The following is a 12,615-nucleotide window of genomic DNA, read 5'->3' on the forward strand; positions in this document are numbered from 1 at the left end:
CTCCTGTTGGGGGGGGCGCCGGGGTCTGGCGGGGGCGATTCTCTGGGGTCGGGGTGGGGCCGCCCCCGGCCCGCCGCTACCGGTTGGGGGCAGGATCAGTACGGCTTCATGCAGTTGACCATCCACGGCTTGCCGTAGCGGTCTTCGAGCATGCCCCAGCGCTTGGCCCAGAACGTTTCGCCGATCGGGAACGTGACCTTGCCGCCTTCGGACAGTGCCTTGAACACACGCTCGGCCTCTTCTTCGGTTTCCACGTCGATGTTGATCGTGGTGCTGCCCTGGCCCGAAGAAGGCGGGCCATCGGCGGCCATCAGGATCGCGCTGCCCACTTCCAGCTGGCTGTGCGCGATCAGGTTCGGATCGGCCGGGCCAGGGTTGTCGCCGCAGCCGTCCATGTTGTCGCTGGGCGGCATGTCGCTGTACTTCATTTCCGAGGTGACCTTGCCACCCAGCACCTGGGCATAGAACGCCATGGCTTCGTGGGTCTGGCCGCTGAAGCCAAGGAACGGAATCAGTTTCATGGGAATCTCCTGAAAAGCACGGTGGGTGGGTCAGTCGGCCTGGCCGATCTGCTCGCGCAGACGCTGTTCCTGCGCACGTAATTCCGGGGTGAAAACCTCGCCAAAATCTTCTTCGGTATAGAACGGGCGGATCTCCACCACGTCGCCCGGCAGGAACGGGGCGCGCTTGAGCCATTCGGTGGCTTCGTCCACCGAGCGCACCTGCCACAGCCAGAACCCGGCCACCAGCTCGCGGGTTTCGGCGAACGGCCCGTCGATCACCTGCGGTGCCGCACCCGTGTAAGCGACCCGGCGGCCATGACTGCTGGGCCGCAGCCCATCACCGGCCAGCATGATCCCGGCCTTCACCAGTTCCTCGTTGAAGGCACCCATGTCCCGGAACTGCGCCTCGGTGGGCAGTACCCCGGCCTCGGTGGCTTCGGTCGCCTTCACGATCACCATGACTTTCATCGGCTTGTCCTCGTTGTCGGCCCGGTTGGCGGGCCCTTCACTGGTTACGACGCCCCAGTGGAACGGAAATCGACATGGCTGCCAAAAAATATTCCGATGCCGCAAGAAGGTGACGGTCACAGCCCTGAACAGGCCGGCGGCGCTGCACTGCAACAGGCTCGTAGCGCCGGCTGGGGCATCATGGGCGTCCCCTGTCCAGCGGTGCGCCGGCCATGCAATTCCTGCTGCTGATCTACATCGACGAAGCCCTGATCCAGGACGTGCCCGCCGAGGAATACGACGCCATGATGCGCGGCTGCATCCAGCACGCTGACAAGCTCAAGGCCGAAGGCACGCTGGTCGCTTCGCAACAGCTGGAGCCGGTTGCCGAAGCCCGTACCCTGCGCACGCGCCAATCACAGGCCCGGATCACCGACGGCCCCTTCGCGGAAACCCGCGAACTGCTCGCTGGCTTCAACCTCATCAACGCCCGCGACCACGACGAAGCCCTGCGCATCGCCCAGGCGTTCCCGTGGTCCCGTTACGGCAGCATCGAAGTCCGCCCGGTAGCCGACTTCGAAGCAGAGCGCCGCCGCGTCGGCGCCTGACGCCTGACGCCCTGCACCGTGGCGGCGCCGCTCTGGTGGGGTCGGTTCCCAAACGACTGCACGCACATTCCGCGACCGCTTTAACGCATCGCCCCATGCAACCTGGGCTGTTGCTTCACAATCACGGCAACACCGTAACCTTCAACTCCCGCGCCCCTACCGCCTCATTCCCGCTGTAATCGCGTGCACTCCCGCGAATGATGTAATCCCCCGCCGGCAACGCCTCCGGCTGCCAGCGCCCGGCTTCCACCAACCCATCGCGCACGGTGTTGGTCACCAGGTAGCGGAACCGGGTCACCGCGCTGCCGTGCACGGTTATCCCGCTGTCAGGCGCATACGCCACCACCGTGGCGCTGTCCTCGCGCGGCATCCGGTTGAACACGATGTTGAAGCGCGGCTGCTCGTACCCGGCCAGCGGCGTGCCAGCCGCATCCAGGATCTGGTATCCCACCTGGTACGCCCCCAACCGTCGCCGTGGCAGGTTGTTGTCCACCTGGTCCCACGCCTCAACCACGATCTGTACGCCCGGCCCCGTGCGCGGAACCGGCACGCGCCCGTTCGCGCCGGCCTTGATCGGCTGGTCCAGGTCATCCAGCACCGCCACCTCGGTAATGCGCGGCGCAAAACTGTCGGCATAGCCCACGAAGCCCAGCGCCACGGCGTTACGCTGGAAGCCACCGGCGCCCACGCTCAGATGCACGTGCGCCATGCGGTTGATGCTGCCCAACGGCTCACCGGCCTTGAAGCGCGTGCCCCGGCGCACCCGTACCCGCTCCAGCTTGCCGTCCAGGTCCCGCAGCTGCGGCCAGCGCGCGTCGAACGCGCGGTCACGCGCATCGCGGCCCACTTTCATATGGATGTAGCGCAGCCGATCCAGTGACAGCCCTTCAGCCTGCCCGCCCACCGACCAGCTCGGGAACGGGCTGCTGACCTTGGCATCGGTCATCGCCAGCACCGTCTGTCCCACGTCGCCACGGATATCGAAGCCATCGTGCAGATGGTGGCGGCTCTCGCCACTGAAGTTGCCGCGCACCTCGCCCAGCGTGCCCACCACCTCATGCCAGCCCAGCTGCGGGGCCAGCGGCCAGCGCCCGCCGGTGTCGGGCAGCGCGGCATCGGCGGCGGGTCCAATCAATGCCGGCGCGGGCGTGGTGCCGGAAGCCAGCGCGCGCAGGCGATGCACCCGGTACGACGCCGCATCGGATACATACAGCCCGCCCTCGGCATCCAGTGCCAGCCCACTGGGCCGCGAGAAGCGCGGCTGCGCCGACGCGCCGGTAAGGTCCACCACGTGGCCCAGCGCCGACAACTGCACCACCTTGCCGTCGAAATCGCTCACGTACACCACGTCATCGTGGGTCACCGCCAGCGCCAGCGGCCCGTTGAGCAGGCTGCCGCGGGCCAGCGGCGTATCCACGGTGCCGTTCGGCGCCAGCCGGCGGATCGCGCCGTTGAGCAGGTCGGCGATCAGCAGGTTGCCATGCGAATCCAGCGCCAACGCTACCGGTGTATCCAGCCGCGCACCCACCCCTGCACCGTCCACGTTGCCCGGTGCATCGCCGCCGGCCAGCGTGCGCACCTGGCCATCGGGCTCGATCACGCGGATGCGGTCGTTCCAGGTATCGGCCACGAACACGCGGCCATCGGCGCCCACCGCCACGCCCATCGGCCCATCGAAGCGCGCCTGCGCGGCCGGGCCATCGGCGTAACCCGCGGTGCCATCACCGGCGATCGTGCTGACCACACCATCGGTGCCGATCCGGCGGATCACATGGTTGCCGGTGTCAGCCACGAACACGTTGCCGGCCGCGTCCAGCGCAAGGGCCGACGGCGTATTGAACTGCGCCTGCAGCGCCGGGCCATCGCGCCAGCCCTCCCCCTGCCCGGCCAGCGTGTCCACCCGCCCATCGGGAAACACCCGGCGGATGCGGTTGTTGTCGCCCGCATCTGCCACATACAGCACGCCGTGCGCATCCAGCGCCAGGCCGTAGGGATCGGCAAACTGCGCCTGCGCCGCCGCGCCATCGCGCAGCCCGCCCACGCCGTCACCGGCCAGCAGGCTGACCTGCGGCGTCCAGCCCAGCACCGTGGCCACCGGGCCCGGCGGCGGTGCCGGTGCGGCCGGCTCGCGTACGAAGGTCCACGCCAGTGCCGCTGCCACCGCAACGCCCACCAGCGCCACCATTACCCATCGTCCGCGCGTCATCGCTGTCCTTGCCTGCTGCCAGTTCGGGACACGACCTTAGCCGCTCGCCGCATGCCTGCAAACCCTGCGTGCGTCCGCATCGACTTGTGTGGATGCCGCGTTCCGGTTTCAATCGAGGCTTACGCCACGCAAGGACGCACCGCATGACCTGCCGTACCGGCACCGCCCTCGCCCTGTTGCTCTCGCTGTTCGCCACGCCCGTCGCCCGCGCGCACGCGGCCGCGCATGACACCGTGGATGCAGCTGCCAGCACCGCGCCTGCCGCTGACGCTGGCTTCCTGGCCGACGTGGCGGCGGCCGGCGAACAAAGCGACCGCGGCGACAGCCTGGGGGCGTCACTCGCGTTCGAACGCCTGCTCGCCGATCCACGCCTCGCACAGCTGGACGACGCGCAGCGCAGTGACGTGTGGCTGGCCGCGGCAAGGGTGGCCGGGCTGCAACGGCAGGACGCGCTGGCCGCGCAGCGCCTGGACACCGCGCTGTCGATCCATCCGGGCAACGCCACCGCACGCTTCCTGCTGGCCAGCGGCCAGCTGGTCGACAATGAAGTGGAAGCTTCGGCGCGCAACATCATCCGCGCGATCGGCGATACCGATGGCGTGCCGGACCTGCACAAGGACATGGTCTGGCAGCTGGACCTGCTCCTGAAGGACACCCCAGCGACCCGGCTGGACCTGCTGCAGGCGCTGTTCGACCGCAACTGGAAGAACGACGACATCGATCCGGCCGCACTGTGGGTCACCCTGGCCACGCTGCAGGTTGAAGCCGGGCAGCGCGACAAGGTGCGTGCCACGCTGGAGCGGATCGACCAGCCGCTGGCGCTGATCACCCTGCGCAGCGACAAGCGCTTCGACCGCTACCTGCCGCGCACCGACCCCCGCTTCGATCCGGTGGCATCGGCGCAACGGCATATCGACCGCCTGCGCGTGCAGAGCATGCTGGCGCCGGCGCTGGATGAGGTGGCCGTGGAGCTGGCCTACGCGCTGCTGGTGGCCGGCAAGCCGCAGGAAGTGATCGGCATGACCCAATGGCTGGCCGACTTCGCACCCAACGCCACCACCGTGCCCGCGCCGGAAGAGGTGGAATCGATCGGCTGGCTGCTGGACCTGCGCTCGCGTGCGCAGCACCAGCTGGGCCAGATCGATGAAGCCGTGGAGACCCAGCAGCTGGCCGTGCGCATGACTTCGCAGAGCGGCCTGGCCAACCAGCCGCTTGGCCTGGCCGTGCTGTACATCGGCCTGCACCGCCCATCGATGGCCCGCCAGCAGGTCAGGGACCTGGAGCACCTCAACGCGCTGGGCGAAGGTGCACGGCAGCTGGTGCAACTGCTGGCCGCGCTGCAGCTCAAGGATGACGCCGCTGCGCAGGAAGCACGCGATGCGTTGTTCGCTGCGCGGGAAGCGGACGCCGCCCACTACATGGCCGGGCTGGTGGCCGACAACCGCCTGGACGAAGCGGTGGTGGCACTGACCGCACGCCTGGACGACCCGATGGAACGCGGTACCGCGCTGCTGGAGCTACAGGACACCCGCATGTCGCCGACGTTGCCGGGTGATATCGAGTCCAACGCACGCTGGGAACAGTTTGCGCAGCGTGCCGATGTAAAGAAGGCGGTACGCCGTGTCGGCCGGGTCGACAGCTACCCGCTCTATAACGAGTGATGTGGGTTCCCCCGGCTATCGCGCCGGGGTTTCCGCCTTGAACCCCATCGCCTCGCGGTAGCGTGCGTACAGCGTGCCCACCTTCTCCACGTAGGCCAGCGTTTCGGCATACGGCGGCACGCCCTTGTAGCGGGTCACCGCACCGATGCCTGCGTTGTAGGCGGCTGCCGCCAGCGTGCGGTCGCCCTTGTAGCGCGCCAGCAGCGCCTTCAGGTACCGCGCGCCGCCGTTGATCGACTGCTCGGCGGACAAGGGATCGGACACGCCCAGCTCGGTGGCGGTATCGGGCATCAGCTGCATCACCCCCTGCGCGCCCTTGGGCGACACCGCGCCGGCATCGAAGCCACTTTCGGCATGGGCAATCGCGCGCAGCCAGGCATCGTCCACGCCCGTGGCACGTGCGGCCGCCTTGAACTGTTTCGCATGCCGGTTGAGCTGCGGCGCGCCGACCTTGCCCAGCCCTTCGTGCGCCGGTTCGCCCGGCGGCGTGGCCACCGTGAACTTCAGGAACACCCGCGAACCGGGCAGGTTGCGGGTGGAATACACCAGTTGCCCATCCTGCTCGCGCTCATACAGGGTGCCGCTGAACACCCCCATGTTGCCCCACAGGTTCGGTGCCTGCACCGCGTTGTCGTCGATCTGCTGCGCCTTGCACTTCGAGCCCGGCTCCGGCGCCGTGGCCAAGCTCACCGTGTTGTTCTGCACGCAGCGGTACACCGTGCGCGCGGCCGCCGTGCCGGGCAACAGCAGCGGCAACAGGGCCAGCACGGCAGGCAGCAGGGGCTTCATGGCTCCGGGGCCGCCCGGGGGCGGCCAGATCGAGGGGTGGCGCGATCATCCGGCTGGCGGTGCGAACTGCAGGTGAAGCCCTATCGGGCGGTGGCCTTGCGTATCGCGTAGCCCACGCCCAGCAGCAGGAACCACAGCGGGCTGATCGCCAGCGCCTGCAGGGTATCGGGCTGCAGGGTCAGCAGCACCAGCACGCACGCGAAGAACACCAGGCACACCCCGCACATGAAGATGCCGCCCGGCATCTTGAATTTCGACGCCACGTGCAGCTGCGGCCGCTTGCGGCGGTACACGATGTACGAACACAGGATCAGCGACCACACGAACATGAACAACACCGCCGCCAGCGTGGTGACCAAGGTGAAGGCCGTGACCAGGTTCGGGATCAGGTAGATCAGCATCGCGCCCAGCAGCAGGCAGATGCAGGAGAACAGCAGCCCGCGTGCCGGCACCGCCGCACGCGACAGCCGCTTGAACAGGCCCGGCGCATGCCCTTCCTCAGCCAACCCGTAGACCATGCGGCTGGTGGAGAAGATGCCGCTGTTGGCCGACGACGTAGCGGAGGTAAGCACCACGAAGTTGATCAGGCTCGCCGCCGCCGGAATGCCGGCCAGCACGAACAGCTCCACGAACGGGCTCTTGCCCGGCACCACGTCGCGCCAGGGCGTGACCGCCATGATCGCCACCAGCGCCAGTACGTAGAACACGATGATGCGGATCGGAATGGAGTTGATCGCCTTGGGCAGGTTGCGCTCCGGGTCGGCCGTTTCAGCGGCCGTGGTGCCCACCAGCTCGATGCCGACGAAGGCGAACACCGCGATCTGGAAACCGGCGAAGAACCCGGCCAGCCCCATCGGGAACACCCCGCCGTCGTTCCACAGGTTGGCCAGCGAGGCCACGTGCCCCGACGGCGCCTTGAAGCCCCACGCCACCAGGCCCAGGCCGGTGATGATCAGCGCGCAGATCGCGATGATCTTGATGAGGGCGAACCAGAATTCCATTTCGCCGAACAGCTTCACCGTCACCAGGTTCAGGCTCATCAGCAGCACCACGCACATCACCGCCGGTATCCACGGCGCCAGGTCCGGGAACCAGAACTGCGCGTAGGCGGCAATGGCGATCACATCGGCGATCGCGGTGATGATCCAGCAGAACCAGTACGTCCACCCGCAGAAGAAGCCGGCCCAGGGGCCGAGCAGGTCGGTGGAGAAATCGATGAACGACTTGTACTCCAGGTTGGACAGCAGCAGCTCGCCCATCGCGCGCATCACGAAGAACAGCATCGCGCCGATGATCAGGTACACCAGCACGATCGACGGCCCGGCCAGGCTGATGGTCTTGCCCGACCCCATGAACAACCCGGTGCCGATGGCGCCGCCGATGGCGATCAGCTGCAGGTGGCGATTGGACAGGCTGCGCCGAAGATGTTCGGGCGGGGCGGCGGGGTCGGACATGGGCGGGGCCGGGCAGGGACGAAGTGCCGACCATAGAAGACAGCCGCAGGTTTGACTACTGCCGATAGGCGTCAGTCATGGTTGCCCGGGCTGACGGCTTCACCTTCCCCATGCGACCTGATGCCGACACTGGGGAAATACCGACAGGAATCTACGTGAAGCCCTGTTCCAAACGAGCGTTCCAGATGGTCATATAGGGCTCAATCCAGGCCCCGACGGGCAGAGAGGTCCGCTTGAAGCGCGCCAGCACCATCGCCGCCATCGCGCTTGCCGCCCTCCTCGGGGCCATCCTGCCTGTGGCCGCGCTGGTCTACATCAGCTGGAGCCGCGCCCAGGTCGCCGAGACCGACCGCCTCGAGCGCACCGCCGAACGCACCCTGCAGCGCGCCCACCGCGCCTACGAGGCCGGCCTGCTGGCCCTGCGCAAGCTCAACCAGGCGCAGCTGCCCGGCTGCTCGCCCGAGCACCTCAAACTGATGCGCAGCCTGGCGCTGGGCACCACCTCGGCCGAACAGGTGGGCTACTTCGAGGAAGGCCGGCTGCGCTGCACCTCCTGGGGCATGGTCGACGACCTGGTGCCCGAACCCACCCCGGACCACATCACCGCCGACGGCGCCTCCATCACCTTGGGCGTGCGCCCGGTGGCCGGCGATGGCGCAGCCTCGCTGCTCTCGCTGCAGCTGGGCCGCCACGACATCCTGATGGACCCCTCCCGGTTCGTGGATGTCATCGCCGAACCCAACGTGCGGCTGGCGGTGGCCACCCCCGATGGCCGCCTGATTGCCCAGCAATCGATGGCCGACCCGGAACTGCTGCAGCGGCTGCTGCGCGAGCCGCACAACGGGCATACCCCGCGCACGCTGTTTGCCAGCGCACAGGACCAGGAATGGCTGGCCATCGCCATCGCTCCCCGCGTCGGGCTGATGGCCGCCTTCCAGCAGCAGTTCTGGCAGCTGGTGCCGCTGGCCGTAGTGGGCGCGGTGCTGGCCACCGTCGCTGGCATCTGGCTCTCGCGCCGGCGGCTGTCGCTGCGCAACGAACTGTCCAGCGCGGTGCGCCGCCGCGAGTTCCGCATGGACTACCAGCCCATCATCGAACTGGACACCGGCATCTGCGTGGGTGCCGAAGCGCTGGTGCGCTGGTCGCGCGCCGACGGCACCCAGGTACGGCCGGATCTGTTCATTCCGGTCGCCGAGGAAACCGGCCTGATCGAAGCGCTCACCGACCACGTCATGGATCTGGTGATCAGCGACATGCGCGAGCTTCTCATCCACGACCGCAGCGCGCATATCGCCATCAACCTCTCCGCCGGCGATGTCAGCAGCGGGCGGGCGCTGAAGGTGCTGTCGGGCAAGCTGGTCGGCAGCGGCATCCACCCGCAGCAGATCTGGCTGGAAGCCACCGAACGGGGCTTCCTCGATATCCAGGGCGCACGTACGTCTCTTGCTGCCGCGCGGCGTGCCGGGCACTGCGTGGCCATCGACGATTTCGGCGTCGGCTACTCCAGCCTGCAGTACCTGCAGCAGCTGCCGCTGGATGCATTGAAGATCGACAAGTCGTTCATTGATTCCATCGGCACCCACAGCGTCACCAGCCCGGTCACCTCGCACATCATCGACATGGCCAAGACGCTGGGGCTGTTCACCGTGGCCGAGGGCATCGAAACTTCCGCCCAGCTCGCCTACCTGCAGTCGCGGCAGGTGGAGTTCGGGCAGGGCTGGCTGTTCTCGCGCCCGCTGCCGGCCCCGGAGTTCATTACCTTCCATGAGCAGCGGCGCACGCAGTATGGGAAGGCGCCGGAGGACATGCAGAACCCCAATTCGATCACCGAGTAGCCATATAATGCACACGCGGCATCCAGCCGTCCCCGTAATGAGGTGTGCCTGCATGCGCCAGTAATGCCGCCGTCGTTTGACGGCCAGTCTCCTTCCCGCCCTGTTCGCAGGGGGAGTCCTTGGCATTGCTGGAGGTCGCATGACCGCATTCACCCTCACGCTCGACCGCGTGACGTTCATCCTGCCCGATGGCCGGGTGCTCTTCCCTGAGCTTTCTGCTTCGTTCGATACCACTCCCACTGGCCTGGTCGGTCGCAATGGCGTGGGCAAGAGCGTGCTCGGCCGCCTGCTGGCCGGGCAGTTGCAGCCCAGCAGTGGGCACATCCAACGGCAAGGCCAGGTACACCTGTTGGCCCAGCACAGTGGCGTGCTGCCCGGCCGCATCGTCGACCTGGCCGGCGTCGCCCCGGTACTGGATGCGCTGGACCGGATCGAAGCCGGCAGCGTGGACCCGCACGACTTCGCCCTGGTAGCCGAACGCTGGACCCTGCGCGAGCAGTTGCAGGCGCAATGGCAGCGGCTCGGCCTGCCCGAGCTGGATCCCGCGCAGCCAGCCGCCACCCTCAGCGGCGGCCAAGCCATGCAGGTGGCGCTGGCCGGTGCCCTGCTCTCCGACGCGGATGCCTTGGTGCTGGACGAGCCCAGCAACCACCTCGACAGCGCACATCGAACGCGGCTGATCGATGCGCTGGCGCAATGGCGCGGCGGTCTGATCGTCATCAGCCACGACCGCGCACTGCTGCGCGAGATGCAGCGCATTGTCGAGCTCACCCCCAGCGGGCTGCGCAGCTACGGCGGCAACTACGACCTGTATGCCGGGCAGAAGCAGGCCGAGCTGGCCAATGCCGAAGCAGAGCTGGCCCTGCGCAGGCGCGAACGCCGGCAGGAGCAGGCCGCACTACGCGAACAGCGCGAGCGGCAGGAACACCGCCAATCACGCGCGCAGCGCGATGCCCGCACCGCGAACCAGGCGCCGATCCTGCTTGGGGGCATGAAGAACCGCGCCGAAAACAGCGCCGGCCGGCTGCAGGCGCAGCAGCTTGAACGGCGTGCAGCGGCCGACAGCCGTGTACGGGAGGCGGCAGCGGCTGTGGAGGAGGCCGCCCAGATCGCGATGCTCGGGCCCAGCCTGGCGGCGCCCGGTCCACAACAGGTCGCCACGCTCACCAACGTGCAGCTGCCGTGGGTCGAGGCGCCCTGGCAGGACATCACCCTGCACCTCCAGCGCGGCGACCGCATCGGCGTGCGTGGCCGCAACGGCAGTGGCAAGTCCACCCTGCTGCGGGTGCTGGCCGGTGAACTGCAGCCGCTCCGTGGCGAGGTCAAGCGCGCGGCCACCACGGCCCTGCTCGACCAGACCCTGTCCTCGCTACCCGCGCAGGATTCGGCACTGCAGCTGTTGCAGCGCGCGAACCCGATGGCCAGCGAGGGCACCCTGCGCACCCAGCTGGCCTTGCTCGGCCTGGATGCCGAGCGCAGCCTGCGTCCGCTGGGCACGCTGAGTGGCGGCGAGCGGGTCAAGGCCGCGCTGGCTGCGGTGCTCTACGCGGAAGTGCCGCCGCAGCTACTGCTGCTCGACGAGCCCGGCAACCACCTGGACCTGGCCTCGCTGGCCGCACTGGAGCAGATGCTCAACCAGTATCGCGGCAGCGTGGTGATCGTCTCGCACGACCAGGCCCTGCTGGATGCGGTGCAGCTGACCCATCAGCTGGATGCCAGCGAGGAGGGTTGGCAGTTGAAGCTGTTGTAGTCGCGTACATCAAGTGCGCGCCCAGGCAGGAAATGCATCCGGCAACAGCTGCCACAACATCGGCCCGGCCTGCATCTCGCCGTCATCCAACAGGCACGCATCCAACTCCGCACGCACCGCGTGCTCATCCATCCCCACCCCGATCACCGCCAGCTCCTGGCGGCGATCGCCCCACCACGGGTGCCACATCCGGCGCATCGCCTGGTATTCGCCGGCATCGGCGACCTCATGCACGCCGGGCAACGGCGCGGTCCAGCACCCGGCCTGCTGCCGCACCCAGCCCACATCGGTGTACGGCACACGCGGCGGCGGCAACAGCGGCACCGTGTCTTCCAACCCGGCCTCCACCCGCTCGCGCGCCGCGTACCAGAACCCTGCCGCCTGGGTGCGCGTGGCCGCGCCAACGCTGGACAGCTCACCCACCCAGTCCATGCGGTTGGCCAGCCAGAAGAAGCCCTTGCTGCGGATCACGCTGCCCAACCCGTGCTCCAGCAGGCGCGCGAAGCGCTGCGGATGGAACGGCCGGCGCGCGCGATACACGAAGCTGGTAATGCCGTACTCCTCGGTTTCCGGCGCGTGCTCGCCCCGCAGCGCCTGCATCCAGCCTGGCGCCAGCTGCGCGCGCACGAAATCAAAGCGGCGCGTGTCCAGCAGCTCATGCGCCGGGACATCACCGTTGCGCGACAGCAGCAGCCGCGCATCGCGGTTCATCGCGCGCAGCACCGCCAGCGTCTGCTGCAGCAGGTCATCGTCCACCACATCGGCCCTGCTCACCACGATCACGTTGGCGAACTCGATCTGCTCGGCCAGCAGGTCCACCACCCCGCGCGTGTCGTCCGCCCCGGCCTGCTGCCCGTGGTCGGCCAGCAGCGCGTTGCTGCTGAAGTCCCGCAGGAAGTTCTGCCCATCCACCACCGTCACCAGCGTATCCAGCCGCGCGATGTCGTTGAGGCAGAACCCGGCGTCATCGCGCACCGAGAACGTAGCTGCCACCGGCATCGGCTCGGCGATGCCGGTCGATTCGATCAGCAGGTAGTCGTAGCGCCCTTCGGACGCCAGCCGCTTCACCTCCTGCAGCAGGTCATCGCGCAGCGTGCAGCAGATGCAGCCATTGCTGAACTCCACCAGGGTTTCCTCGGTGCGGCTCAGGGCCGCCCCGCCGTCGCGCACCAGCTGCGCATCGATGTTGATCTCGCTCATGTCGTTGACGATCACCGCCACCCGCAGCCCCTCGCGGTTGCGCAGCAGCTGGTTGAGCAGGGTGGTCTTGCCCGCGCCAAGGAAGCCGGACAGCACCGTGACCGGCAGGCGGGAGTCGAAAGAGGTGGCAGAGGCAGTCATGGTGGCGAAAGCTTGGAAGTG

At 68.1% G+C, this 12,615-nt stretch carries 10 protein-coding genes; 4 read left to right on the plus strand and 6 right to left on the minus strand.

The features are described from left to right. Positions 1–95 precede the first annotated feature (95 nt). A complete protein-coding gene (locus tag QMX79_RS04730; RefSeq protein WP_282244898.1) occupies positions 96–521 on the minus strand; it encodes a VOC family protein in 426 nt (141 codons plus the stop codon). Between the two features lie 30 nt (positions 522–551). Continuing rightward, positions 552–971: a YciI family protein gene (locus tag QMX79_RS04735; RefSeq protein ID WP_184124501.1), complete on the minus strand. Its 420-nt coding sequence runs from the start codon at positions 969–971 to the stop codon at positions 552–554. Between the two features lie 212 nt (positions 972–1,183). Here QMX79_RS04735 and QMX79_RS04740 point away from each other — a divergent pair, with 212 nt between their 5' ends. Next, on the plus strand, positions 1,184–1,558 hold the full coding sequence (locus QMX79_RS04740; protein WP_282244905.1) for a YciI family protein: 375 nt from the start codon (positions 1,184–1,186) through the stop codon (positions 1,556–1,558). Between the two features lie 121 nt (positions 1,559–1,679). Here the strand turns inward: QMX79_RS04740 and QMX79_RS04745 are convergent, their stop codons facing one another. After that, on the minus strand, positions 1,680–3,764 hold the full coding sequence (locus QMX79_RS04745; protein WP_282244907.1) for an NHL repeat-containing protein: 2,085 nt from the start codon (positions 3,762–3,764) through the stop codon (positions 1,680–1,682). A 143-nt stretch (positions 3,765–3,907) separates the two neighbouring features. On the opposite strand from QMX79_RS04745, the gene QMX79_RS04750 reads away from it, so the two are divergent. Continuing rightward, complete coding sequence (locus QMX79_RS04750; RefSeq protein ID WP_282244909.1) at positions 3,908–5,425, plus strand: hypothetical protein; 1,518 nt, start codon at positions 3,908–3,910, stop codon at positions 5,423–5,425. A 15-nt stretch (positions 5,426–5,440) separates the two neighbouring features. On the opposite strand, the gene QMX79_RS04755 is transcribed toward QMX79_RS04750, so the two are convergent. Together QMX79_RS04755 and cycA are read right to left on the minus strand one after the other, a co-directional pair. Further along, positions 5,441–6,214 carry a lytic transglycosylase domain-containing protein gene (locus QMX79_RS04755; protein ID WP_282244911.1) on the minus strand — a complete coding sequence of 258 codons (774 nt, stop codon included), beginning with the start codon at positions 6,212–6,214 and terminating at the stop codon, positions 5,441–5,443. An 80-nt stretch (positions 6,215–6,294) separates the two neighbouring features. Further along, positions 6,295–7,668, minus strand: coding sequence for a D-serine/D-alanine/glycine transporter (cycA, locus tag QMX79_RS04760; RefSeq protein WP_282244913.1), 1,374 nt, complete (start codon positions 7,666–7,668; stop codon positions 6,295–6,297). Between the two features lie 233 nt (positions 7,669–7,901). Between cycA and QMX79_RS04765 the strand changes: the two genes are divergently transcribed. Both QMX79_RS04765 and QMX79_RS04770 read left to right on the plus strand, forming a co-directional pair. Next, positions 7,902–9,503, plus strand: coding sequence for an EAL domain-containing protein (locus QMX79_RS04765; protein WP_282244914.1), 1,602 nt, complete (start codon positions 7,902–7,904; stop codon positions 9,501–9,503). A gap of 139 nt (positions 9,504–9,642) precedes the next feature. Continuing rightward, positions 9,643–11,253 carry an ABC-F family ATP-binding cassette domain-containing protein gene (locus tag QMX79_RS04770; RefSeq protein WP_282244915.1) on the plus strand — a complete coding sequence of 537 codons (1,611 nt, stop codon included), beginning with the start codon at positions 9,643–9,645 and terminating at the stop codon, positions 11,251–11,253. A gap of 9 nt (positions 11,254–11,262) precedes the next feature. Here QMX79_RS04770 and QMX79_RS04775 read toward each other — a convergent pair whose 3' ends face one another. Next, positions 11,263–12,594 carry a GTP-binding protein gene (locus QMX79_RS04775; RefSeq protein ID WP_282244917.1) on the minus strand — a complete coding sequence of 444 codons (1,332 nt, stop codon included), beginning with the start codon at positions 12,592–12,594 and terminating at the stop codon, positions 11,263–11,265. Between the last annotated feature and the right edge of the window lie 21 nt (positions 12,595–12,615).

This window comes from Stenotrophomonas sp. PS02300 (assembly GCF_029959395.1).
Classification (GTDB): domain Bacteria; phylum Pseudomonadota; class Gammaproteobacteria; order Xanthomonadales; family Xanthomonadaceae; genus Stenotrophomonas; species Stenotrophomonas maltophilia_AD.